Source organism: Gracilibacillus caseinilyticus (assembly GCF_022919115.1).
Taxonomy (GTDB): domain Bacteria; phylum Bacillota; class Bacilli; order Bacillales; family Amphibacillaceae; genus Gracilibacillus; species Gracilibacillus caseinilyticus.
In genome coordinates, this window is sequence record NZ_CP095072.1 from 577,534 (window position 1) to 601,726 (window position 24,193).

At 38.2% G+C, this 24,193-nt stretch carries 22 protein-coding genes and 2 pseudogenes; 6 read left to right on the forward strand and 18 right to left on the reverse strand.

What is annotated here, in order from left to right; all coding sequences use genetic code 11:
• Nucleotides 1–343 precede the first annotated feature (343 nt).
• The gene (locus MUN88_RS02745) at nt 344–955 is read right to left on the reverse strand and encodes a hypothetical protein (protein WP_244720574.1); all 612 of its coding nucleotides are present in this window, start codon (nt 953–955) and stop codon (nt 344–346) included.
• Nucleotides 956–1,098: 143 nt separating this feature from the next.
• Here MUN88_RS02745 and MUN88_RS02750 point away from each other — a divergent pair, with 143 nt between their 5' ends.
• On the forward strand, nt 1,099–1,647 hold the full coding sequence (locus MUN88_RS02750) for a cupin domain-containing protein (RefSeq protein ID WP_244724297.1): 549 nt from the start codon (nt 1,099–1,101) through the stop codon (nt 1,645–1,647).
• Nucleotides 1,648–1,758: 111 nt separating this feature from the next.
• Here MUN88_RS02750 and MUN88_RS02755 read toward each other — a convergent pair whose 3' ends face one another.
• From MUN88_RS02755 to bcd, 12 genes and pseudogenes are all read right to left on the reverse strand, one after another.
• The gene (locus MUN88_RS02755) at nt 1,759–2,130 is read right to left on the reverse strand and encodes a DoxX family protein (RefSeq protein ID WP_244720577.1); all 372 of its coding nucleotides are present in this window, start codon (nt 2,128–2,130) and stop codon (nt 1,759–1,761) included.
• A gap of 301 nt (nt 2,131–2,431) precedes the next feature.
• On the reverse strand, nt 2,432–2,890 hold the full coding sequence (locus MUN88_RS02760) for a hypothetical protein (RefSeq protein WP_244720580.1): 459 nt from the start codon (nt 2,888–2,890) through the stop codon (nt 2,432–2,434).
• A 28-nt stretch (nt 2,891–2,918) separates the two neighbouring features.
• Entirely contained in the window at nt 2,919–4,592 is a 1,674-nt protein-coding gene (locus tag MUN88_RS02765) for a sodium:solute symporter family protein (RefSeq protein ID WP_244720583.1), read from the reverse strand.
• A gap of 18 nt (nt 4,593–4,610) precedes the next feature.
• Nucleotides 4,611–4,889 (reverse strand): DUF4212 domain-containing protein, encoded by a 279-nt coding sequence (locus tag MUN88_RS02770; RefSeq protein WP_244720586.1) that lies wholly within the window; start codon nt 4,887–4,889, stop codon nt 4,611–4,613.
• Nucleotides 4,890–5,373: 484 nt separating this feature from the next.
• Nucleotides 5,374–7,943 (reverse strand): annotated as a pseudogene (locus tag MUN88_RS02775) (ABC transporter permease).
• Entirely contained in the window at nt 7,940–8,623 is a 684-nt protein-coding gene (locus MUN88_RS02780) for an ABC transporter ATP-binding protein (protein WP_244720588.1), read from the reverse strand. The pseudogene MUN88_RS02775 and the gene MUN88_RS02780 overlap by 4 nt, the downstream one beginning before the upstream one ends.
• Nucleotides 8,624–8,747: 124 nt before the next feature.
• A complete protein-coding gene (locus MUN88_RS02785; RefSeq protein WP_244720590.1) occupies nt 8,748–9,752 on the reverse strand; it encodes a sensor histidine kinase in 1,005 nt (334 codons plus the stop codon).
• 2 nt (nt 9,753–9,754) lie between these two features.
• On the reverse strand, nt 9,755–10,444 hold the full coding sequence (locus tag MUN88_RS02790; RefSeq protein WP_244720591.1) for a response regulator transcription factor: 690 nt from the start codon (nt 10,442–10,444) through the stop codon (nt 9,755–9,757).
• Nucleotides 10,445–11,195: 751 nt separating this feature from the next.
• Entirely contained in the window at nt 11,196–12,239 is a 1,044-nt protein-coding gene (locus MUN88_RS02795) for a MupG family TIM beta-alpha barrel fold protein (RefSeq protein ID WP_244720593.1), read from the reverse strand.
• Nucleotides 12,232–13,056, reverse strand: a complete 825-nt coding sequence (locus MUN88_RS02800; protein WP_244720595.1) for a PTS transporter subunit EIIC — start codon at nt 13,054–13,056, stop codon at nt 12,232–12,234. The genes MUN88_RS02795 and MUN88_RS02800 overlap by 8 nt, the downstream gene beginning before the upstream one ends.
• On the reverse strand, nt 13,013–13,954 hold the full coding sequence (locus MUN88_RS02805) for an IS110 family transposase (RefSeq protein ID WP_244720597.1): 942 nt from the start codon (nt 13,952–13,954) through the stop codon (nt 13,013–13,015). Before MUN88_RS02805 ends, MUN88_RS02800 begins: the two co-directional genes overlap by 44 nt.
• A 176-nt stretch (nt 13,955–14,130) precedes the next feature.
• Nucleotides 14,131–15,225, reverse strand: a complete 1,095-nt coding sequence (bcd, locus tag MUN88_RS02810; protein WP_244720599.1) for a Leu/Phe/Val dehydrogenase — start codon at nt 15,223–15,225, stop codon at nt 14,131–14,133.
• 609 nt (nt 15,226–15,834) lie between these two features.
• Here bcd and MUN88_RS02815 point away from each other — a divergent pair.
• The gene (locus MUN88_RS02815; RefSeq protein ID WP_244720601.1) at nt 15,835–16,131 is read left to right on the forward strand and encodes a hypothetical protein; all 297 of its coding nucleotides are present in this window, start codon (nt 15,835–15,837) and stop codon (nt 16,129–16,131) included.
• Between the two features lie 430 nt (nt 16,132–16,561).
• Here the strand turns inward: MUN88_RS02815 and MUN88_RS02820 are convergent.
• A pseudogene (locus MUN88_RS02820) lies at nt 16,562–17,192 on the reverse strand (IS256 family transposase); the annotation flags it as partial.
• An 81-nt stretch (nt 17,193–17,273) separates the two neighbouring features.
• Nucleotides 17,274–17,444: a hypothetical protein gene (locus MUN88_RS02825; RefSeq protein WP_244720603.1), complete on the reverse strand. Its 171-nt coding sequence runs from the start codon at nt 17,442–17,444 to the stop codon at nt 17,274–17,276.
• Nucleotides 17,445–17,559: 115 nt separating this feature from the next.
• Between MUN88_RS02825 and MUN88_RS02830 the strand changes: the two genes are divergently transcribed.
• Nucleotides 17,560–17,691 carry a hypothetical protein gene (locus MUN88_RS02830; RefSeq protein WP_244724300.1) on the forward strand — a complete coding sequence of 44 codons (132 nt, stop codon included), beginning with the start codon at nt 17,560–17,562 and terminating at the stop codon, nt 17,689–17,691.
• Nucleotides 17,692–17,889: 198 nt separating this feature from the next.
• On the opposite strand, the gene groL is transcribed toward MUN88_RS02830, so the two are convergent.
• Both groL and groES read right to left on the reverse strand, forming a co-directional pair.
• Nucleotides 17,890–19,527 carry a chaperonin GroEL gene (gene groL / locus MUN88_RS02835; protein WP_244720606.1) on the reverse strand — a complete coding sequence of 546 codons (1,638 nt, stop codon included), beginning with the start codon at nt 19,525–19,527 and terminating at the stop codon, nt 17,890–17,892.
• A 67-nt stretch (nt 19,528–19,594) separates the two neighbouring features.
• Nucleotides 19,595–19,879, reverse strand: coding sequence for a co-chaperone GroES (gene groES / locus MUN88_RS02840; protein WP_244720608.1), 285 nt, complete (start codon nt 19,877–19,879; stop codon nt 19,595–19,597).
• A 253-nt stretch (nt 19,880–20,132) separates the two neighbouring features.
• Here groES and MUN88_RS02845 point away from each other — a divergent pair, with 253 nt between their 5' ends.
• Together MUN88_RS02845 and MUN88_RS02850 are read left to right on the forward strand one after the other, a co-directional pair.
• The gene (locus MUN88_RS02845; protein WP_244720611.1) at nt 20,133–20,840 is read left to right on the forward strand and encodes a CPBP family intramembrane glutamic endopeptidase; all 708 of its coding nucleotides are present in this window, start codon (nt 20,133–20,135) and stop codon (nt 20,838–20,840) included.
• A 7-nt stretch (nt 20,841–20,847) separates the two neighbouring features.
• Nucleotides 20,848–21,057 (forward strand): DUF4305 domain-containing protein, encoded by a 210-nt coding sequence (locus MUN88_RS02850; RefSeq protein ID WP_244720613.1) that lies wholly within the window; start codon nt 20,848–20,850, stop codon nt 21,055–21,057.
• Nucleotides 21,058–21,081: 24 nt separating this feature from the next.
• On the opposite strand, the gene MUN88_RS02855 is transcribed toward MUN88_RS02850, so the two are convergent.
• Nucleotides 21,082–21,729, reverse strand: coding sequence for a redox-sensing transcriptional repressor Rex (locus MUN88_RS02855; protein ID WP_369809974.1), 648 nt, complete (start codon nt 21,727–21,729; stop codon nt 21,082–21,084).
• A gap of 216 nt (nt 21,730–21,945) precedes the next feature.
• Here MUN88_RS02855 and MUN88_RS02860 point away from each other — a divergent pair, with 216 nt between their 5' ends.
• Entirely contained in the window at nt 21,946–23,871 is a 1,926-nt protein-coding gene (locus MUN88_RS02860; RefSeq protein ID WP_244720618.1) for an ABC-F family ATP-binding cassette domain-containing protein, read from the forward strand.
• Nucleotides 23,872–24,193: the final 322 nt, after the last annotated feature.

The window sequence follows — 24,193 nt, forward strand, 5'->3', positions numbered from 1 at the left end:
TCCAGAAATTGATTGAAATCTTTTTTGCTACTATTCATGTAGTAATAGTAAGAAACAACCTTATCCCATGGATTCCGATCAAAACAGAATATATAATAATCCTCCCATATCACTTCTCCGACGATCTTTTAATCTGCTGCGTTCGCATATGGTTATAGAACCTCTGATAATGCTGCGATTGCTTGCCGAATTTTTTGTTATTTTCTCATCTTTCGAACTGATTACCTTGGTCACCACAATATCTGGAAAGGAATATCTCAATGCTCGTACTTGCTGTTTTTCTCGTCTTAATAAAAATAAATTTATGCTTATGTGAAATGATCATAATGATTTAGCAGCTCCTTTATTGCCTGTTGAAGGATAAGCGGTATTCATACAAATGACAGAATACTTCCAGTTCTTCCCGTAAGGCTGGATTGCAATGCTCGATAATGACTTCTAGGCTCAATTCATTATGTTTTCGTGTATTTACTTTACCTAGTTTAGGAATTGGCGCTGTCTGCGGATTGACGAATCTTTTTAAAAAGGCATGCAGCTTCAGTTCCGGATCGCGATCAATTCGAAGCTTCAGATGAGGTCGCTGCAATTCAATCAGACGATACCATTCCAATACACTTTTGACAGCTACTTCTATATTATTTAAACCATCTAAATTCACATATTTCTTCCGAAAATTAAGACTGAAAGGTGACAGATTCTCTGTATAATACACACTGCTAATCATATCTACCGGATTTCGCACACACATGATAATGTAATCAAAATCGAAATCCGGCCGTCTGATTTTTGGATCAATAAACACCTGGTATTCATCAACAGCAAACATCCAGCTGCTGATGCCATCCACTCCCATTGATTCATGACCAACATTATATCCGAATTGTCTCAATAATTCCGCAGTGAATCCTGTTCCACTGCGAGGATGCCCTAGTACTAGAAATTTTTTCTTTTTCACCCCACTCCATCCCTTCTATCTTCATTTTTTTGATTAAGGCGATTTTATTGTTCTCCGCATACTTTATAACTAGCGTATTCGACTTATATATAGGTGTGTGTGCAGGAGTGGAGAAATGGAAAGAACAATTTCTGGGCATTCGCATATTTTATAGGGAAAGGTGGGAAAAACATGTACGATCAACAACAAGCTTACAATTTAAGTTTGATGTCAATAACAGCCCCTTCTTCGTCCAGGACAATCAAAACTATATTAACATCGTCGGTCAGAAGCAGCTGAACAGTTTGAAAAATGTTTCCTTACTAGATATCTTCTTAAGCAATCAGCATATTGTCGAACCGCATTACCATCAAAATGCATCAGAGCTGGTCTATTGCATCAGTGGATCTGCACTGATAGCCATATTGAATCCAGATACAAAACAGTTTCTGCAATTCCAAATTACTCCCGGTCAGGTGGTCAGTATCCCTCAAGGCTGGTGGCATTACGAAATAGCAATGACAGATCACACACATTTATTAGCAATCTTCGATGCACCAAATCCAGAGGTTATTCTCGGATCAGACTTGTTACGCTTGACCCCTTCAGATGTGATGGCGTACACGTATGGTTTGAACCAGCAATTGTGGCAGCAAGCTGTTGCGCCAATTCAGTCGTCAACTTATATTGGACCTGTGCAACATCGGTATTAGCATACTTATGATATTGATAAAAAACCTGTCTTTTCTTTCGTTAGAAGGCAGTTTTTTTTATAGCATGGAGGGTCTTGCTGAAAAAAAGCCCAGATGTAGAGGCATCCAGCATCACTTTTCTTTCCTCCCCAACGTTAACGCTCCAATAATAAACGGAATTTGCAGCGGCAGTCGCAACCATAAGATCCAAGGATTGGCTTGTTCCCCTGGTCTGAATGATATTTTCTTTACCGCCATGTACACATTCGCTGGAAAGACAGCCACCATAAACAAGGCTAACAGTTTGCTTATGATTTGTTGTCCCTTTTTCACCCAGAGCAAGACAGCAAAGGTCATTTCAAAAACCCCTGTAACTAAAACAATTGCTCGCCGAAAAGGGAGTACTTTTGGAACAATCCTGCGGAAGCCACGCTCACGAACAAAATGCAAGACACCCGCTACAAACAGGAAGAACGAATAGATAAAACGAAAAAACATTTTCATATGTATGCCACCTTTTCCATTTATTTATTACTTAACCTTTTCTGATAGTATTCTAACATTAAAAACAGCACCCTATAAATTTTCTGATTTTCATATCTATCAACTATATCAAGCACCTCAGTTGCTCACATCTATTTCTTTTTTTCAAGACTAGAAATTGTTAATATTGGATTCAGAAAAGAAGACTAGCTATCAATTAGCTTTTTATTATAATATGTAACGAGCCACATCCCCTGTCATAGCCATAAAAACAGGAGTACAAATCCTGCACGATTTGTACTCCTACATGTAACTTTCTATTTCAAGTTGTACTTTCTACCCTTTTTTGTTGAATTGGCAATTCTTTATCCTCACGCACAAATCTGCCTGATCCGAGCCATGCTGCTAATGCGAACAGTAAATAAATCGCCTGAGTCGGCTGAGTTCCTTGTAAAAGAACCTGCAGCCCCATCCCTAACCCAAGAGATGGAATAACGATCAGGAATGTCCGGATGATCCGCTCGAAGCCTTTTTCCAATGGCAGTGGCCAAATCCGCGAGAAGACTACCCCTAACATCACCCCGAGCCCTGATACAACAAAAAGCTGAACAAGTACAAGTGGTGTAGGGAAAGGCCAGGCCATTAAATAATGACCTGTTAAATAGAAGAGTTCCAGAAAAAAGGTTATCCCGATCACTTTTTGAAACGTTTGAATATCAAACCATGGATGGATAATATATACAATTACTACTAACCCGGCAATAGTCAGTGTCCAATCCATCTTCTTCCTCCTTTACAGCGAGCGTTGATTATTCATCTAACTCAGGCGCACGAACATTTTCTATCAATTTCTGTATTTCTTTAGGAGGTTCTGGCGTCATACGGGATACGATGAAACTGACGATAAAGTTGAGCACCATCCCCACTACCCCAACACCTTGAGCATTAATACCAAAGAAGCTATTTAGAATTGGTTCCTCTGTTCCAAAAATAGATGGAGAAAGAATAGCACCAATCATGATCAGCGTAAAACTTAAACCAGTGATAATACCAGCGACCGCACCTTCTTTATTCATTCGCTTATCAAAAATACCCAAGAGAATAACAGGGAACAAACTGGCCGCCCCTAAACCAAATGCAAGTGCCACCACTTCACCGGCAAAGCCTGGTGGATTAATACCGACATATGCGGCTACAGCCAATGCAGCAAGCAGCGTAATACGACCCACCAGCAACCTTTGAGATTCAGAGGCTTTTTTATTAAAAATCCGGTAATAGATATCATGTGAGACCGCACTCGTCATCGTAATTAACAAACCAGATGCCGTCGATAAGGCTGCCGCTAATCCACCGGCCGCAACCAGTGCAATGATGAAAGGTGATAAATTCGCCACTTCAGGAGTGGACAACACAATAATATCCCCATCAATAACTACTTCATTATCTTCTCCACCAGTAAAATTGACTGTTCCATCGCCGTTCAGGTCGTCTAATTGCAATAACCCTGTTGCCTCCCATTTATTTACCCAATCAATATTCTGCACTTCTTCTAGTGGTTTGTCTGCAATCGTATCAATTAAATTGTACTTAGCAAACGCACCAACAGCAGGAGCCGTTAAATAGAGTAGTCCGATAAAAATGATTGCCCAGACCGCTGACCAACGTGCAGCACGTACACTTTTCACCGTGTAGAAGCGAACGATTACGTGCGGAAGACCGGCAGTCCCAGCCATCAATGCTAATGTAATCATAAATACGTTAAGAATCGACAGATCGGTAAATGGTGCCATATATTCTGTCATACCGAGATCAATTTGTATCTCTCCCAGACGCTCAACAATATCACTGCTTGTTAGAGCTAACTGTGGAATCGGATTACCTGTTAACTGAAAAGAAATGGCAAACGCCGGGATTAAAAAAGCGATAATAATGACAAAATATTGAATCGCCTGTGTCCAGGTGACCCCTTTCATCCCACCTAGTAATGCAAAAAAACCAACAATAGCCATCCCAATTAAAACACCGATAACGATATCTACTTGTAAATAACGACTGAACACAATCCCGACACCGCGCATCTGACCTGAAATATACGTCAGTGATATAAATATCGTTGCAACTGCAGCAACAGCACGAGCACCATTGGAATAGAAACGATCACCAATAAAGTCTGGCACCGTAAACTTACCGAACTTACGTAAATAAGGGGCAAGTAATAACGCTAAAAGCACATAGCCGCCAGTCCAGCCCATTAAGTAGATCGTACCGTCATACCCTAGGAATGCGACAAGTCCTGCCATCGAAATAAAAGAGGCCGCTGACATCCAGTCTGCTGCAATCGCAGCACCGTTTGCTATTGTCGGAACACCTTGTCCTGCAACATAGAAGTTGGAAGTATCCTTAACCCTTGACCACCAGCCAATCCCCGTATAAATGGCAAATGTGATTAGTACAAGAATAATGGTAATGACTTCAACACTCATGTAATCCCCTCCCTTAATCTAGCTTTTTTCCTCTTCCAGCATTTCTTTATACTGTTTATCAAGCTTATCCATTCGAATCGCATACGTTAGAATCAGAATGATAAATGCCAGTATTGCCCCTTGATGAGCAAACCAGAACGACAGCGATACATTTAAAAATTGGATCTTAGAGAGCGGTTCAGCAAATAATACCCCTGCACCTAGTCCAACCAGGAACCAGACAATTAGTAAGATAATGATCAGTTTGATATTTTTCTTCCAATACCATTTCTGCTTCTCAGTGAGTGTTTGACTCATTAACCTTCCCCATCCTTTCCTAATGGAATTAATGATAGAGCAAATCAGCAAACGCTTACAATGCGGTGGTATTTGAACGCTAGATACTCTAACATTTGTAATGAGTATATTCATTAATAAGGCATGTCAGAACCGTGTATCTTGAAATATTAAGCTGGCATATGACTTCCTTTAATGCGGATTATGTCAACTAGCTACTTAGTGTTTATTTTGAAATAATTCATGTGCTGGGATACCGCTCCGGACAACCAAACCACTCCGCGGTCTTCTTTACAAAGTTAGCTTCAGCCGTGCCCACAGGACGCGGAGCATATTTCCGGAGCTTTGCTACGCATATATAACATTTCAAAATCACCACATTGATATACAGTTCCACTTTACATAATCCGTTACCTATCTTTATGGCAGTCATTATCAGTTTTGCTTACAAAAAAACAGGCACCATCCTCTCTATGTTGGACTGCACCTGTTTTCTCTATAAATCTTAAATATTCTCTTGGGTTAAGCCTTCAATAATATTCTCTTTCTTGATCTTCCGTATCGAATAAAGCATCGCCACACTAACAATGATAAAAATCGCTACAATGACGTAAATAATACTCAGCCATGGAATCATAAATCCATACTCAAAGGTACTGCGTAAAGACCAATACATCAATCCCATAACAACTAAACTAATAGGCAATCCGTATAACACTGCTTTCACACCGTAAAAAATACTTTCATAATTTATCATTTTATTAAAGCCCTTTGGTGTCATTCCAACGGATTTCAGCATTGCAAACTCTCGCTTTCGGAGTGAAATACTGGTTGAAATCGTATTGAATATATTCGCTATAGATACCATAGAAATTAAGGCGATGAAGCCATAGGTAAAGACGGACATGAACAATATAAGCTGCTGCTGGTTCTGCTTTTGCTGGTACACATTATACACATACATATCTGAAGATTCATTTTCAATTGCCTTTTGCGTAGTCTCCGGGTCAGAACTATTGATGTATAAATACGCATCAGTTGGATTGTCTAGCTGATTAGTCAGTTGATCCATCATTTTTTGCGGGATGATGACATTTAATCCACCTATTCGTAATGTGGTTATTCCCATTGGAAGCTGATCCGTTAGGGCTCCGATTTCCATTTGAGTTAGGGATGTTTCTTCATTCGACTCGTAGTCTGTGAATACTAAGTTAATCCTTTCACCAATCGTTGCGTTAATTGAATTAGTTTCAATGATTTTACCTTCTTGATAATCTTGGTATTTTATTTTGTCGATGACAATCGCTGTCGGTTTTTCAGTATCCAGAAAGTTTTCTGAATCTGCTCCTATTTTTTCAGCATACTCTTGAAAACTCGATGCATCTAAACCATACAAGCTCACATTATAATTATATTTGCCATTATCTGATGGGAGCTGCTGTTCTTCTACTTCCTCACGTAGTGCCTCTGGCCATGCTTCTTCTTTTATCGGCGCCGTAAGCTGGAGTCTGGTTTGCAAGTTAGCGTCGGTTACCCCTCAAGATGAGTAAACGATTCTAATTCCTCCAATGTCCCACCATATACTTGAATATCATAATTAATATCATCTAGCGATAGCTCAACTGACTTACTTATGTTAGTTGTAAAGAATGAGACAGATAAATATAGTACAATACTTATCACGAGTGAAAATACCGTTGCTTGGTATCTTCTTTTATTCCTTTTTAGATTTTTTAAGCCAATCTCAGCTTCCATGCCGAAGATGCTTCGGATAAGCTTCGAGGTTTTCACTGCTTTTCCAGTCAATTTGATGTCTTGGGTTTGACGAATCGCATCGATTGCAGAAATTTTGGATGCTTTTCTTGCTGGTAAGTAGGATGACATAAATATCGTCATGATCGAAATAATACAAGTAATCACTACCGACCAAGGGGTAACAACAACCTCTAGCTTCTCCGTAACATTTAATGCCTCTTCAATAAATGAATTAATAAACCAGAAGGTAACAGCGATGCCTAAAAGTCCAGCAACGATGCCAATCGGAATACTGATTCCTCCAATGATTGCTCCTTCAAAAAACACAGAATTACGCTTTTGCTTTTTTGTGGCACCCACACTTGAAAGCATTCCTAAATGTTTTGCTCGTTCCGAAACACTAATGGCAAACGCATTATAAATCAAAGAAACGGAGCCAATAATGATGACTGCCATAATGATTGCTGCTAGTGAATATAATGTTCTTCGAAGATTGTCATTGTCTGTTACACCATAATAGCGTAATAATTCATCATGATATTCGACTTTTTCTATATTATTTTGATCTGCCAGCCTTTCTGCTTTCTCATACAGAGATCCATTCACCTTATCCATTACGACCATTGCATCTACTTTATCTTGTTGTGTCAATAATTTTTGATCGACGTAGCTTATCACTGTATAGCCTGGTGACCATGTGGGTTCCCATATCGGACGCTCAATCATCCCAACAATCTTAAATGTTTCAGATTCATCAATCCGCAATTCTTCGACTACTCCACTTTTATTTTTTTCAAGTGGATCTTTCTGTTCTAATGGATCCTTCCATCCTTCGACAATCCTTTGGCCAATATCAAGTGTTATTTTCTCACCAATGTTGTATGCAACTTCAGCATCATTAATAATCTCTTCTGAAATGACGACTTCATTTGCTGCTTGTGGAAGGCGACCTTTGCTTAGCTCAACCGGAAACTGTTTAAAACCTTGCGCATTGTACTCTCGAATAAACAAATATGGTTTGTTGTTATTCTCTGATCCTTGTAATTTTGCATATCCACGATTATTTCTAATCACAAGTTTACTCGTCGATTCATCGTTCGCAATCGATTCCACTTGCTCCTTCGTCACTTCGGAATACTCGACATGCCATTCCCCTGATGTGGCAATTGTTTGCCTCTTCATTAAATCTAGAAAAGATACCCCCAACGTCGCAACAGCCATAACCATTGCGACAGAAATAATGACACCAATAATCGTAATCAACGTTCTTCTTTTGTTCTTTTTCAAGTGTCTAACTGTCAGTTTATTCATGATGTTCATGGACGAATCACCTCATCCTTGGCAATTCTTCCATCTGCTATCGAAATCACCCGATCTGCTTGTAACGCAATACGCTCATCATGAGTAATCACAATTAATGTCTGATTAAATGTTTTGTTAAACATTTTCAGCAGTTCCATGATCTCATCACTATTCTTACTATCTAAGTTACCAGTAGGCTCATCTGCAAGCATAATCGCAGGGTTGCCTATCAATGCCCTACCAATCGATACCCGCTGCTGTTGACCGCCCGATAGCTGATTTGGCAAATGTGACAAGCGATTACCCAAACCTAGTATAGAGACAATATCGTTAAATTGTTTTGGATCGACCTTCTGTTGATCCAAAAGTAAAGGCAATGTGATATTTTCTTCAACTGACAAAATAGGAATCAGGTTATAAAACTGATAGATTAAGCCAATTTGTCTTCTTCGAAAAATGGCTAACTGTGTTTCATTCAACTTGTATATATCTGTATTATCAACAAGAACATTCCCACTTGTTGGACGATCAACACCACCCAGCAAATGAAGTAAGGTTGATTTTCCCGACCCCGAAGGCCCGATGATCACGACGAATTCTCCCTTTTTCACTGAGAACGACACATCATCCAATGCCTTCACTGCAGTTTCTCCTTTCCCATACACTTTAGATAAATTGTCTATTTGTAAAATATTCATTCGAATACCTCCATTTGTTTGATGTTGCATTTAGTATATCTATCTAAAATGACTATGAAGTGACTTTAAAGTGACAATTTAGTCACCTGCCACTTTTCATACGAAAGAAGAAACGCCTTACTAGTTAAATGACCTGTTTATAAAACTTGATTTGGAAGGTAGTTCCCTTATCAATTTCACTTTTCACTTCAATATCACCTTGCTGATTTGTAATAATGCTATAGGATAAGGCAAGGCCGATTCCAATGCTATCCTCTCCAGCATTTTTCCCTTTGTAAAACCGTTTAAAAATATAAGGGAGGTCTGCTTTCGGGATTCCTTTACCCGTATCATCGATTATTATTTCAGTAAATAAGGCGTTTTCTGAAATAGAAATTGAAATGTCGCCACCTTCATCGGTATTTTCAACACAATTTTTCAATATGTTAATCAATGCTTCTGCAGTCCAATTAAAATCACCAGCAAAAGTAACAGCTTCATCTCCACTTATTTTCAAAGTTTGCTGTTTGATATCCATTGGGATTAATACAGACTCTGATGCCTTTTTCACCAATTCCTGAACATAAATCGTATCTTTTTTAAACAAAACTGTTCCTGCATCTATTTTTGAAAGTTTTAATAAAGATGAAACAAGCCACTCTATTCTTTCCAATTGAACACGTATATTTCGGGTGAATTCTTCCCGTTTTGCTTCATTGAGGTTTGGATCGCTTAGTAAATCAGCCATTACCATCATGGAAGTTAGTGGTGTTTTTAACTGATGTGATATGTCTGAGATGGCATCTGTTAACCTGATTTTCTCTTGTTGTAAATAAGAGCTTTGTTCCGATAGCATTAAGGTAACTTTATAAATATCATTTTTCAAAATACTTAACTCTCCCTCATGGTTATCACGGATATCAAGTTTATAATCTCCACTTGATATTTTTCGCAAATAACTAGAAAGCTTTTCAATTTCACGATACCGCTCTTTGGTAAAATACAAAGAAACGATAAATACTAATGCCGTTACAATCAATAAAAATAATGCTGCCTGGAGTGACACAAAAATAGCCATCAGAACCGTTGAACTAAGACAGATAATGGTTTGAGTCAAGACAAATCGTTGGATTTCCCGGTTGCGAAGCATTCTTACTCACCAACCTTGTAACCCATGCCACGCACAGTTTTAATTATCGTTGGTCTTTGCGGATTATCTTCCAACTTTTCTCGTAAACGCTTTATATAAACCGTTAGTGTATTGTCATTAACGAAATCACCAGCCACATCCCAGATTCGCTCTAACAGCTGATTTCTTGTTAACACTTGTCCAATATGATTGGCAAAAATCAAAAACAGACGATATTCTAATGCTGTAATCTGAACTTCTTCGCCATTTTTGTAGATCTTTCCTTCTAATGTATTAATTCGGATGTTTTCTATTTCAATAACCGATTTCGGCTGTGACTGTATTTGCTTATTGTATCTTCTGAAAACAGACTTAATCCGTGATATAAGCTCACGAATACGAAACGGCTTCGTAATATAATCATCCGCTCCCATATCAAGCCCCATCACAACATTCACTTCATCATCTAGCGCCGTCAGGAATATAACCGGCTTATCACTCCGATTTTTGACAAACTCACACAATTGATAGCCACTTCCATCCGGTAGAGATAAATCAAACAAACATAAATCAATTTCATCTAATTTTTCGGTTAAAATGGTTTTTGCTGATTCCGTATTATAACAAAGTTCTGTCTCATATCCATCCTTTTGCAAAGAGTATTCCAGACCCGATGCAATGGTTTTATCATCTTCCACTAATAAAATTTTCATTATGAACACCCTAACATTGGTTTAGTTACTAAACTGATTGTTTTCTTTTATCACGGCGCTAACCGTCCGTAATACCTCCACTTCAAGATTCGAGAGACAAATAAGAAGCTAAGTGGGGGCTAAACGGACGATAACTTCCTGATAAGTTTCGCTAGCAATCAGTGGGGGTCAAAACTCCCACTGATTGAAGTCTCTCTTTATCATATTTTATTGGGAGCCCTGCGTCAAAACATCTTGGATTAAATTTACATATAACAAACAGATTCAAGAAAATTTGGCTTAATTTCGTTAACTTAAGCATATATAAAGCTGCCTGTAATACGGATTATGTTAACTAGCTATCTGGTAACTTTGAAATGATTCATGTGCTTGGATACCGCTCCGGCCAACCACTTCGCGTCCTGCGAGGCTGTGCCTGTGTCTACAAGTATTGCTCCGAAGCGAGCTTCTTCGGCACAAGACAGCAAAGAAGTAGCACAAGTAGTAGCCCATCTGAAGCCGTTTCCCACAGGACGTGGAGCATATTTCCGGGGCTTTGTTAAGCATATAAAACATGTCAACATTACCACATTGGCATACAGTTCCACTTTACATAATCCGTATTATAAGAACCCACCCTTCCTCTTGAGCATAATTACTTCTGCAATTTGCCTCTTTATGACTGTACTCGTATACTTAATTTACACATAAATAAGAACCGCTCAAATGTTCCCTGAACTGACGAGCGGTTCTTGCATCTTTCACTTCTATCTTAAATATGGACAAATCGTATTTTATCTCCATTTTTCACACAATCGACAAGCGGGACAAACTCTTCTGAGAGCTTTCCAATAACATTCACTCTTTCATCTTTTGGATAATGTTCACGCATGATTTGTATTTCTCCCGAATAACGCTTATACGCTTCATTATCTATTGTGATGCTCCCTCTGTTTCTTTCCGTACAGTGCTGTGCTTTTATCGGTTTTCCCTGAGAGGCATAGCTCCTCGATTCCTGCAGTCGCATTAAACCGCTGGGTGAGTCCACACGGATGGTATACACATGATCGTACAAATATTCAAAATCAGATGCAAACTGTACAGGAAGAGCGATAACTCCGGTTGATCGATAGTCTTCAATCAGTTGCAGCTGATCATCTGAAATACTGACATCACCGATAAACACCTGATCCACAGAACTGTTCTTGATCAGGTCTAAATAAGCAACATACGGTGGTAATCCTCGATGTCTCTCAAGGGTTGGAAGACCTTCATAAATCGGACCACGAAGTATACCGTCCCCTGGAATGAATGCCACTACTTGTGGAGATCTGTTTTGCTTGATTGCTAGATTGATTGTTGCAAAAAGCTTCCAATCTAACCCTGTTTCCGGTCTTGGATAAAAGTTATGCATGGCGTATATCTGGTGACCTTTAAATGTCAATGGAGCATCTGGATATAAAGTGGATGCATTAAAGGCAATTGGCATTTGCTTTGCAACCCTCTTTATTTCCTCTTCGTCAAAACCGTAATCCAGACGGAGCACCGAAACTTTCATATCTTCTGCAAACTCTAATAGATCAGGTTGAGCAAAAATCTCTAACGTTTTTGGTGATACATCCGCAATAATATGAAAGCCATACTGATGCAGCCAGCTACACATATTTTTTGCATTTGTTACATAATCATCATCCAGCTCTTCGGTAATATGAAAGGATGTAAAAATGTAACTGTTGGTTTCCTTGAGCTTTTCTAGAATCGGTAATTGCGATGTAAAAGTAGAGACGTATACAGAAAGCCCTAGCGGTTTAGGCATTGGCAACATCTTCTTTTTTAATAAATAGCCGTGTAATAATGAAACCACCTGTATACGCGATCAAAATACCGATCACATAATGAATCATTTTGTCTGCTTGCATTAAAGGAACCGCCACCAATCCAGAAGGACCCCAGGCATTCGCCATGACATGCATCATCATCACGTATGCTCCACCAAAGCCAGCTCCCAAGCCCGCGGTAATAAATGGTTTCCCTAGTGGTAAAGTAACACCGTAAATCAAAGGCTCCCCAATACCAAGAATTCCAGCTGGTAACGCACCCGCTATAATTTGCTTCATTCGCTGGTTCCCTACTTTTTTACAAATTAAATAAATAGCGATAGATGCACCGACCTGTCCTGCACCTGTCATCGCCAGTACTGGGAAGAGTGAAACACCCCCAAGTACGTCTAATTGAATCGCGTAAATGGGAATTAAGCCGTGATGCAGTCCTAGTAAGACCATTGGTAAGAATACAGCAGACAGAATATAACCTGAAATAATACTAACGATTGTGTTATCAGAACCAATGATGACACTCAGTCCACTAACCAGCCAATCAGAGAATATCCCAGATACAGGCATAATAATGAAGACAAAGATGGCTACTGTGATAAGCAGTGTCACTACAGGGGTAACAATTAAATCTAATACATCAGGCACTTTCTTACGGATCATTTTTTCTAATTTAGCTAATATAAAAACTCCCAGAATGACACCGATAATCCCACCTTTCCCTGTGGTTAAGATCGAATTCAACGGTTCATCCGCATCATAAAGTCCGAACAATTGGGAAAGATCTACAAAATGAGGCAACCGTTATTTCGCCTATTCCGTTTATATCTGTCATTTCTTTCACACCAGGAATCGGTCTAATTAATTCTTTTACCATGTCCAACACTTCATTTATCTTTTGATGGAGGAGGGCATATTGATCCATCAAGGTGTGGATTTTCACCCTCGCCATCCTTCTTCCTTCTTTGATCCCCACAGATTCACTTGATACTTCTTTTAGATGGCGGATCTTTTTTAATCCAATTCCTCGTTTCACTTCTTTGCGCATTTCTAGTAGAAGGCGTTCTTCATCCATTTTGGCTACCTCTTCCGGGAATAATCCCAGCTTCAATAGTTGAATCGATGCTTTTCCTTCCCAATTCGCAAAGACTTTCGTATATTCTGGATAATACCGATCCAACCATTGATGAACACGCCCTTGAACAGCTTGAAGATCTTTCATTAACTGCTCATACATATTCATCCCTTCCCGAAGATCTGCATAAATGGCTTCTGGTAAGTGCGGATCAGCGTAGCGTCCATCTTGAATCAAGCGCGAAATCACTCGAGCGTCTTTTACATCATTCTTCGTTGGTGAATTATCATCCAGCTCTTTTGACTTCTTCACATGTGCTGGATTAACAACTACAACTTTATATTGCTTTTCCATTAACCAATAGGCGAATGGCAGCCAATAGTGGCCGGTAGGCTCCATACCGATGATCCAATCACTTTTATTGTGCTGCCCCGCTAACTCTTTTCTCCAACACTCAAATCGTTGGAAGCCTTCCAAACTATTGTCAAAATACAGCACTTTTCCAAATTGTATGCCTCGGTAATCTTGAGCGCGAGCAACATGCCTTTCTTTGGCTATATCCACTCCAATAATCAAAGTTTGTTCAGACAGTTGTAATATCTTTTCATTTTGTTTATAATGCATGATAGTCCTCCTTGGTTTATTTAAGGGTCCTTTTTGCTGATCAGCTCTGGACACCTCGTATCATACCAAGGGGGCTTTTTTTATTCAATCCTCATTTTGCTTTATTACAGGAATGCTTTCCTAACGTATAAAAAAGACTACCTCCTTTTGTTAGGAGGTAGTTTACGTATATGTGCTTATCTACGGCTTAAAATATGATGTCCTTTTTGCAAAAATTGACTCCTGGAAATTCTCATGCGCTCAATTCTTTCCTCTGCTAAGCGATCTGCTGCTTTATATGTTGGGATATTGTCACGCTTTGCAATGTCAATAACTTGTGAGATATTATCATAAATCGATTCTACCTTCTTCAATGCTCTTTCTCTGTTGTATCCAGAAAGTTCATCGGCCACATTAATAACTCCACCTGCATTAATTACATAATCAGGCGCATAAACAATGCCCATTTCATGAATAAAGTCTCCATGTCGATTATCTTTTAATTGGTTATTTGCTGCACCTGCAATTACTTTTGCCTTTAGTTTTGGAATGGTTTGATCGTTTATCGTTGCCCCTAGTGCACATGGTGCATAAATATCACACTCTACTCCATATATATCATCTGGTTCGACCGCTTTAGCATTAAAATCTTTAACCGCCCGATTAACAGCGTCTTTGTTGATATCTGTTACAATTAGCTGAGCTCCTTCTTCATGAAGGTATTTACACAGGTTATATGCAACATTCCCCACTCCTTGCACAGCAACAACCTTTCCTTCAAGACAATCCGTACCAAACGCTTCCTTCGCCGCAGCTTTCATTCCACGATATACACCATAAGCAGTTACTGGAGAAGGATTCCCTGAAGAACCAAATGCAGGCGATATTCCTGTGACATAATCTGTTTCTTCGTGGATTAGATCCATATCAGCAACAGTCGTTCCAACGTCCTCTGCCGTAATGTATCGTCCATCCAATCCTTGAATGTAACGACCAAATGCACGGAACATTTCCTCATTTTTATCTTTATGTGGGTCACCTATAATTACAGTTTTTCCTCCACCAAGGTTTAATCCTGCTACAGCGTTTTTATACGTCATGCCACGTGATAAACGAAGCGCATCCTCAATTGCTTCTTCCTCTGAATTGTATGTCCACATACGCGTCCCACCTAATGCAGGTCCTAAGGTTGTATCGTGGATAGCAATAATTGCTTTTAAACCAGATTGTTTTTCCTGACAGAATATCAATTGTTCGTAGTCATACTGTTCCATGTAGTTAAAAAATTCCATGTTGTGTCTCCTTTATGTTTACTTTACGATGAACCAAGAACTAACCTTTATAAATAACGCATTCGTTATGCGAGTCCATTCAGCTAGTAGTTAATATGATTGGCGCTTTTCGCCTGTTATCATTGCTCCTATTTTTGCGTTCCAATTGGAATCCTCTATTCAATTTGTTATTTATCTTTCTATATTATGAGCAAATCTCATTTTGTATATTTGATGCCAATCTCTTTATTTTATCCTAATCTGGCACCCGATTCCACCATATACTATAGGGGACCGTCAAAAATTATTAAGGTGCTTTTATTATAGGCGAACAAAAAATGGCCACCTATGCTTTTGTTAAAATAAGTGACGTGGTTTTTCCAGTGCTCATAATTTTTATGTACATCTGTATTGCTAGTACCTGAATAAGTAGGATCATTAATAAGTGCAAAAAGACATACCACTTTAACTTTTGATAAAACTTAATTGACTAGGGAAGAGGTATGTACAATATGATAACCAATAATCCCCCAAAAAAACAACTAGCATTCACAGATACCACATGCAAAGCCGGAACATTAGAATTAAAGTATGTTAATATAGATTACTAAATAACCAAAAGAGGGTTTTATGATGAAAAAATTATTTTCTTGTAATCACAAAGGAAGCGCAAATTTTAATGAAGATACAGTAGGTCACTATCAAAATGTAGCCTGGGTAATTGATGGAGCAACGCCGCTTTTTTTCAATCAATATTTATCAGAAGAAAACGATGTAGTGTGGTTCGTGCAACAAATAAATGAACAGTTACCACGTTTCATCACAGACGATAGATCCTTAGAAGAGATCCTAATCAATGTATTAGAACAAGTAAGACACCCCTCTAAACTAATAGTTTATTGCATTTTAACTCATTTGGTCATTTAATTCGATTACTACCCGCTTACCATCTACAAGTACCTCAATAATGCAAATAATTATATTGAAAATCTTTATCATATATCATCGCTCCTTTATTTCTAACAACTATTGATTTTATTATAAAAAATAATGGAGGTCGTAACCATCGAATTTTATTAAATAGATATTACATTTTTGTAAGATACGATAAAACTTTGTCTAATATAATTAGTGTTGCCTAATCAACAACGGATTAGGTTATATGTTGAGTCTGCTTTTTGACACCTTATTATTGTTTAGTCATATATACATCTTTTTATAGGCAAACCCTAAACTTACATTATTCTCAAAAAATTTAATACAACCATCTGCATAATTATTATTATATATACATATTTCGTTAGTATCGCTAAGGAAAAGACATACAGTGGTTGCATTATCCTTAATACCCATACCACCACAGACCAAGAATGTCTTTCTTTCCTTCCATGGTATAGCCTAACATGGTATAAACAGCGTATTTCTTTGTTTCGTAGTCATTACGTATCATCGTATAAAGGCAATCTACAAATACAAAGGGATAACAGTTGCTTAAAGGGCGACTTTGCCACTCTTCTAAGTCAGGAAGCACTGTATCGGTAATGTCGGATATCATGTCATGAGACACAGAGAAGCCGTAGATATCTTCGACAGTGGATGATATATCCCGCCCGCTGAGACATTCCTCTTGCATACATGGAGATCACTTTCTCCTCGATGGCAGAAACATCTCTTCTACGCTTTGGAATAAATTGGGGTTCAAATGAACCGTCACGATCACTAGGTACGGCAATATTCACTTCTCCAGCTGTCGTTTTGACTGTCTTTTTTCCATACACGTTCCGTCTATTATTGGTTTCTTTTTCCCTCTTATCATTCGATTCATAGTCCATATGATGATGCATTTCACCTTTTAACATCGATTCAAACATAGGTCCAAATATGTCTTTTAATGCTTCTTGCATATCTTCCACAGACTTTGGTTGATACTGTTCAATAATCTTGTTAGCTAATTCTACGGAGTTAGGATCTCTTTTAGGTTTACCCATTTCAAACACTCCTTTAGCTTTATAGTTATTATTCTACCAAATAAAAAACTGTGTGAGTAAGAAACCGTATGCATTTCTTACTTACACAGTTAATATTACACTCCCCGCTTTTATTGAACTTTTCTTCACATACTTGTTAACTTGATCTTCCCATTCCCATCCATCTTCTTTTACTTTTCTTTCTGCTTCTTCTTCAGACAAGTCAACATATTTTTCATTATAAATAACGTACTTTTTGAAAGGTACTTTCAATTTGTTTTTATAATTCTTTTCAGTTCATTCACTCCCTTGGTATTGGTTTTATCACGATAATAATTTTATTTTTGCAACTAATGAAGGTTATCCAAAAACATTAAAGTCTATCTCTATTAGGTTGCAACGTTTGCTTAAGAAAACTAAGATTAAAAAACATATTACACCTCATACTTTTAGGCATACTCACACCTCTTTACTGATTGAAGCTAACTACTACACATTAAAGAGATACAAGAACGACTAGGACATGCTGATATTAACACTACAATGGACATATACGCTCATATGACAAAGAACATTAAAAAAGAGGCCTCCAATAAGTTTAGTAACTTAATGAAAGACCTCTCTCATAATATTATTAAGTGAAACATGAACAAAAGCATGAACATGAACAAGATTTAACGCTTATAAACGTTGTTTTATCAATGTTTATAGGCGTTTCTTACATCATGCCGCCCATACCAGGCATTCCGCCACCCATTCCACTCATGTCAGGGGCACCGCCGCCTTCTTCTGGAATGTCAGCTACTACTGCTTCTGTTGTTAAGAACATAGCAGATACAGATGCTGCGTTTTGAAGTGCAGAGCGAGTTACTTTTGTTGGGTCAACGATACCAGCGTCGATCATGTTTACCCATTCGCCAGTTGCTGCGTTAAAGCCAATGCCAACCGCTTCGCCTTTAAGACGCTCTACAATGATAGAACCTTCTAAACCAGCGTTCTCTGCGATTTGACGTACTGGTGATTCTAGTGCGCGAAGTACGATGCTTACACCAGTAGCTTCGTCACCTGTAAGGTTAAGTTCTGCCACTTTATTGTATACGTTAAGCAGTGCAGTACCACCACCTGAAACGATACCTTCTTGAACAGCTGCACGAGTAGAGTTCAATGCATCTTCAATACGAAGTTTACGTTCTTTTAATTCAGTTTCTGTTGCAGCACCAACTTTAACTACTGCTACACCGCCACCTAATTTAGCAAGACGTTCTTGTAATTTTTCTTTATCGAATTCAGAAGTTGTTTCTTCAATTTGTGCACGGATTTGTGCAACACGGGAAGAAATTTGTTCTGGATCTCCAGCACCTTCTACAACTGTAGTGTTTTCTTTCGTTACCACTACTTTAGAAGCGCGACCTAATTGTTCGATACCAGTGTTTTTAAGATCTAATCCAAGATCTTCTGTAATTACTTCTGCACCAGTTAACGTCGCAATATCTTCTAGCATTGCTTTACGACGGTCACCGAATCCAGGAGCTTTAACAGCTACTGCATTAAATGTACCACGAAGTTTGTTCACTACTAATGTAGCAAGTGCTTCGCCTTCTACATCTTCAGCGATTAAAAGAAGTGGTTTACCTTGTTGTACGACTTGCTCAAGTACAGGTAATACTTCTTGGATATTGTTGATTTTCTTATCTGTAATTAAGATATACGGATCTTCAAGCTCTGCTTCCATTTTGTCCTGGTCTGTAACCATGTATGGAGAAGCATAACCACGATCGAATTGCATACCTTCCACTACTTCTAATTCTGTGTTGAAGCCTTTAGATTCTTCGATTGTGATAACACCGTCGTTACCTACACGTTCCATTGCTTCTGCGATCAGTTGACCTACTTCTTCATCAGCAGAAGAAATAGCAGCAACCTGTGCAATTGAATCTCTTCCTTCGATTGGTTTTGAAATATTGCGAAGCTCTTCTGTTGCGATTTCAACCGCTTTTTCGATACCACGGCGAACGCCTACTGGGTTTGCACCAGATGCAACGTTTTTTAGACCTTCCTGGATCATTGCTTGCGCAAGAACAGTTGCAGTAGTTGTACCGTCACCAGCAACATCATTTGTTTGAGATGCTACTTCGGATACAAGCTGTGCACCCATGTTTTCGAAATTATCTTCTAATTCAATTTCTTTCGCGATCGTTACACCATCGTTCGTAATAAGTGGTGACCCGTATTTTTTATCTAACACAACGTTACGACCTTTTGGTCCAAGCGTTACTTTAACTGCATTTGCAAGTGTATCTACCCCACGAAGCATTGCACGACGTGCTTCTTCACTGAACTTTAATTCTTTAGCCATAATCGAAAAACCTCCTCGAAAATTTTAAAAATGTATGTGATTTTATTGTTAAAGCTCTTCGTTGTTCTTAGCCAATAATTGCTAAGATGTCGCTCTCACGAAGAATTAAGTATTCTTTACCTTCATATTTCACTTCTGTGCCAGCAAATTTAGAGAAAATAATGGTATTTCCTTGTTCTACTTCGAGTGCAATTTTTTCTCCTTTATCTGTTACACGACCAGAACCAACAGCTACAACCTTACCTTCTTGTGGTTTTTCCTTCGCAGAATCTGGAAGAACAATTCCACTTGCTGTTTTTTCCTCTTGCTCTACAAGCTCAATAATGACACGATCACCTAATGGTTTTAGCATCTTTTCGTTACCTCCTTGAATTTCACATTCAATTATTTGTCGATTATTAGCACTCTTGTCTAGGGAGTGCTAATACAATTCTTATAATAATGAATACAATCATTTTTTGCAAGTATTTTACTACCGTTTAGCGAATTTTTTTCGTTGATTATACTCACACTTCTATATGTAGACGAACTATTTCAATTTTATTCTAAATTTATGTTAAAATACGTATCATGATAGAAAAAGAAATTAAGGGAGTCGTTATACATTGCCAAAAAAATATATATATTTGATTGTCACCTATGTTGCCATGCAGTTTTCCATCTTTTTAGTGTTGCCTTTTAGAGATTTAATCACTGATATGGAAACTTTCTCTACATGGTGGTCCGTTATCACATTTGCATTGGCGTTAGTTGTTTCATTCATTATATTAAAAGGTGAAATGAAAGAATTCTTTGATCTGGAACATAAAAGAATAGGAAATATTATTCTATGGTCTGTACTTGGTTTCTTTCTTGTAATGATTGGACAATATGCATCCATCCTCATTGAAACATTCGTATTCGGGATTAAACCCGGTTCAGAAAATACGATGGATTTAATGAACGTAGCTCGACAGATGCCGATCTTCATTATCATCATTTCAGTATTAGGTCCGATATTGGAAGAGTTAGTTTTTCGAAAAGCTATCTTTGGGACACTATATAAAAAAATGAATTTCTTTTTTGCAGCGATTATTTCAGGTCTGATATTTGCAACAGTACACATGGATTTCAGTCATCTACTAACCTACACAGCAATCGGGATGATCTTCGCCTTTTTATATGTGGAAACCAAAAGAATTATTGTGCCGATTATCGCACACATGTCGATTAATACATTCGCTGTAATTGGACAACTTTCATTAGATTCTGAGCAGATCGAACAACAAATGAAGCAATTAGAGGAATTAATGACGATTATTATTGGAGGATAATAGGATTATGCGAATATCACCATTGCGTTCTGCCTTCTTTTATATTGTACTGTCTGTATTGTTTATTTACATTGCAGTACAATCGGCAGAGGACACAGTATTTAACTTTATCACTATCTTTTTAGCGACCTTTGCAACAATTGATATCGTGGTTGCCATACGTCTTGTGAACTTACATTTACGTATCAAAAAAGCGAATGATAAAAAGAAAAAATAACCACCTTTCGAGGATGGTTATTTTTTATATGTCTTCATCATCATTCAGTGGATAATGCTTCATGAAATAAACAAGCGATTGCAGTTCCACCGCCAAATCAATATGATGAACACGTATGCTGTCAGGCACTGTAATTCGAGCTGGCGTAAAATTCAGAATGCCGCTGATACCAGCATCCACGAGTCGATCCGTAATATTTTGTGCTTCTGACACAGGTACGGTTAGAATAGCTACGGAGATTTTGTCCAAATGGTCTTCAAGCTCATCGATATGATGGACTTGAATATCGCCAATCGTGTTTCCTACTTTTCGTTTGTCTGCATCAAATGCAATTTCGATTTTCGTATTATTGTTTTTGGTAAAATTATAATTCAAAAAAGCGGTTCCTAAATTCCCTACCCCGATCAATGCAACAGGCGTATTCTCGTCCTGATCCAGTGTTTTACGAAAGAATCCTAGCAAATATTCCACATTATAGCCGTAACCTTTTTTTCCAAGCGCACCAAAATAGGAGAAATCCCTTCGGATCGTTGCAGAGTCTACTTTGATTGCATCACTTAACTCCTTGGACGATACACGTGATTTTCCTTGAATATGCAGATTGTTCAAGAATCGATAATATAAAGGTAAACGTTTAGCTGTTGCCTGTGGTATTTTGTGTTGATTCGACATCATTCATTCCCCTTACTTTTAATCGCTTTCTAACTTGTGAAGGTTTTTACTTACTTTTATTCTAACAGAAATATCCACAAATGTCGTGAAATTATTCACCTATTACATTTTGATTGAACAAATTGGACCACTGGTGAAGTTTTAAATAGAACTAATAACAGCTGCTTGCAGTGCTATCTGCTTTTAGATACACTTAATACATTAGAGGTGAACCAGATGATTTATTTACAAGTGAACAATTTAACTAAAAGATTTGGTGCAGAACTGATCTTATCCAATATTAAACTAGAAATTAAAAGCAATGAACGTATTGCAATCGTAGGACGGAACGGTGCGGGTAAATCGACACTGCTCAACATTATTTCCGGTCAATTAAGCTACGATGAAGGAGAAATTCATAAACCAAAGGAAGTATCGTTAGGATATCTTGCCCAACATTCCGGTCTAGATTCTGATGAAACAATCTGGCAGGAAATGCTGAAGATCTTTGAACATTTTCAGAAGGATGAACAAGCATTACGCAAGATGGAAGAGCAGATGGGTGATCCTGATTTGCTCGCAGACCATGATCGTTACCAGCAGTTACTTGCAAAATATGATCAAAAACAAGAACAATTTAAGCTAGATGGAGGCTATCAATATGAAGCTGATGTCAAGGCTGTCTTAAATGGTCTTGCTTTCCCGGAATCAATGTGGGATACGCCAATCGCTACATTAAGCGGTGGTCAGAAAACCAGATTAGCATTAGGGAAGCTACTTTTAACAAAACCAGATATCCTGATTTTGGATGAACCGACCAACCACTTAGATATCGACACACTTACCTGGCTTGAAGGGTATTTAAACAGCTATTCCGGTGCAGTTGTCATTGTTTCCCACGATCGCTACTTTTTAGACAAAACCGTGGATATCGTCTATGAAATTTCTCGTCATCATTCCAGTAAATTTCATGGTAACTACAGTAAATATCTTGAACAAAAAGCAGCCAACTATGAACGTGATTTGAAACTTTATGAAAAGCAACAGACGGAAATTAAAAGAATGGAAGAGTTCATTCAAAAAAATATTGTACGTGCATCCACTACCAAGCGTGCCCAAAGCAGAAGAAAACAATTGGAAAAGATGAACGTTATGGACAAGCCTGCAGGTAATGAGGGTTCCGCGAAGTTCTCATTCTCTATCGAGAGAAGAAGTGGCAATGATGTGTTAAAAATCAATGATTTAGCCTTTCGTTATCACGCTGCTTCTTCCGATACATTCTCCAACTTACAATTACACATTGAACGTGGCGACAGTGTCGCGCTTGTTGGACCGAATGGGGTAGGTAAATCAACATTATTAAAAACGATTATTGGTCAATTAGATCCTGCATCAGGAGAAATTCAGCTCGGTGCCAATGTACAAATTGGATATTATGATCAGGAACAAACACAATTAAATACGAAGAAAACCGTATTACATGAATTATGGGATGACTATCCTTCCATTGATGAGAAGGATATCCGTACAATACTAGGTAATTTCTTGTTCTCCGGTGATGATGTCTTGCGTAACGTATCTGCATTAAGTGGTGGAGAAAAAGCAAGGCTGGCGCTTGCGAAGCTTATGATGGAAAAGTCGAACTTCTTATTACTGGATGAGCCGACCAACCATTTGGATTTGGATAGTAAAGAAGTGTTGGAAGCTGCCTTAATCGATTATCCTGGTTCCATTCTGTTTGTATCACATGATCGTTACTTTATCAACAAGCTCGCAACGCACGTTCTGGAAATGCAACATGATAAGACAACACTCTATATTGGGGATTATGACTACTATGTGGAGAAAAAGCAAGAGGAACAGGAACTCGCTGCTTTAAAAGAAGCAGAACAAGCAGAGACAGTTAAAAAGACAACAGCGAAATCCGATTTTGAACAGGAAAAACAGCTAAAGAAAGAACAGCGTAAGCGAGATCGTCGCATCACCGAGATAGAAAATGAGATTGAAGCATTAGAACTTGAAATGGAAGAAATTCATCATCAATTAGCTGATCCTGAAGTATTTCAAGACCATGAAAAAGCGCTGGAATTGTCGAATCAGGAAAAAGCTGCACAAGCAAAAATGGATGAATTAATGGAAGAGTGGGAATCATTACACGAATAGTCGAAAAGGACAAATTGCCACATGCGTAATTTGTCCTTTTTATTTATGACACTTTTCACTTTATGCACAGGGTTATCCACTTATTCACCCCTATTAATTCAGTTATCAAGATAATTGTCCACATTATACACAATCCTACCCGCATTTATCCACATTTTTTCATGCGCTTTATTCCTTGATATGACAAGGTTTTTCATTTTATTCACATTATCCTCTGTTTGCCTGTGGATAATATCGAAAAACTTTTTAGAGTGAAAAAATTGCTTCCTATAATACGGATTATGTAAAGTAGATGTGTAATACGATGTGGTAATTTTGATAG

Excerpts from the sequence above, each read along its gene's own strand:
- MUN88_RS02755 (WP_244720577.1), bottom strand. The coding sequence starts at position 2,130 with ATGAAAATGTTTTTTCGTTTTATCTATTCGTTCTTCCTGTTTGTAGCG.
- MUN88_RS02760 (WP_244720580.1), bottom strand. The coding sequence starts at position 2,890 with ATGGATTGGACACTGACTATTGCCGGGTTAGTAGTAATTGTATATATT.
- MUN88_RS02765 (WP_244720583.1), bottom strand. The coding sequence starts at position 4,592 with ATGAGTGTTGAAGTCATTACCATTATTCTTGTACTAATCACATTTGCC.
- MUN88_RS02770 (WP_244720586.1), bottom strand. The coding sequence starts at position 4,889 with ATGAGTCAAACACTCACTGAGAAGCAGAAATGGTATTGGAAGAAAAAT.
- MUN88_RS02780 (WP_244720588.1), bottom strand. The coding sequence starts at position 8,623 with ATGAATATTTTACAAATAGACAATTTATCTAAAGTGTATGGGAAAGGA.
- MUN88_RS02785 (WP_244720590.1), bottom strand. The coding sequence starts at position 9,752 with ATGCTTCGCAACCGGGAAATCCAACGATTTGTCTTGACTCAAACCATT.
- MUN88_RS02790 (WP_244720591.1), bottom strand. The coding sequence starts at position 10,444 with ATGAAAATTTTATTAGTGGAAGATGATAAAACCATTGCATCGGGTCTG.
- MUN88_RS02795 (WP_244720593.1), bottom strand. The coding sequence starts at position 12,239 with ATGCCTAAACCGCTAGGGCTTTCTGTATACGTCTCTACTTTTACATCG.
- MUN88_RS02805 (WP_244720597.1), bottom strand. The coding sequence starts at position 13,954 with ATGCATTATAAACAAAATGAAAAGATATTACAACTGTCTGAACAAACT.
- bcd (WP_244720599.1), bottom strand. The coding sequence starts at position 15,225 with ATGGAATTTTTTAACTACATGGAACAGTATGACTACGAACAATTGATA.
- MUN88_RS02815 (WP_244720601.1), top strand. The coding sequence starts at position 15,835 with ATGATGAAAAAATTATTTTCTTGTAATCACAAAGGAAGCGCAAATTTT.
- groL (WP_244720606.1), bottom strand. The coding sequence starts at position 19,527 with ATGGCTAAAGAATTAAAGTTCAGTGAAGAAGCACGTCGTGCAATGCTT.
- groES (WP_244720608.1), bottom strand. The coding sequence starts at position 19,879 with ATGCTAAAACCATTAGGTGATCGTGTCATTATTGAGCTTGTAGAGCAA.
- MUN88_RS02850 (WP_244720613.1), top strand. The coding sequence starts at position 20,848 with ATGCGAATATCACCATTGCGTTCTGCCTTCTTTTATATTGTACTGTCT.
- MUN88_RS02855 (WP_369809974.1), bottom strand. The coding sequence starts at position 21,729 with ATGTCGAATCAACACAAAATACCACAGGCAACAGCTAAACGTTTACCT.
- MUN88_RS02860 (WP_244720618.1), top strand. The coding sequence starts at position 21,946 with ATGATTTATTTACAAGTGAACAATTTAACTAAAAGATTTGGTGCAGAA.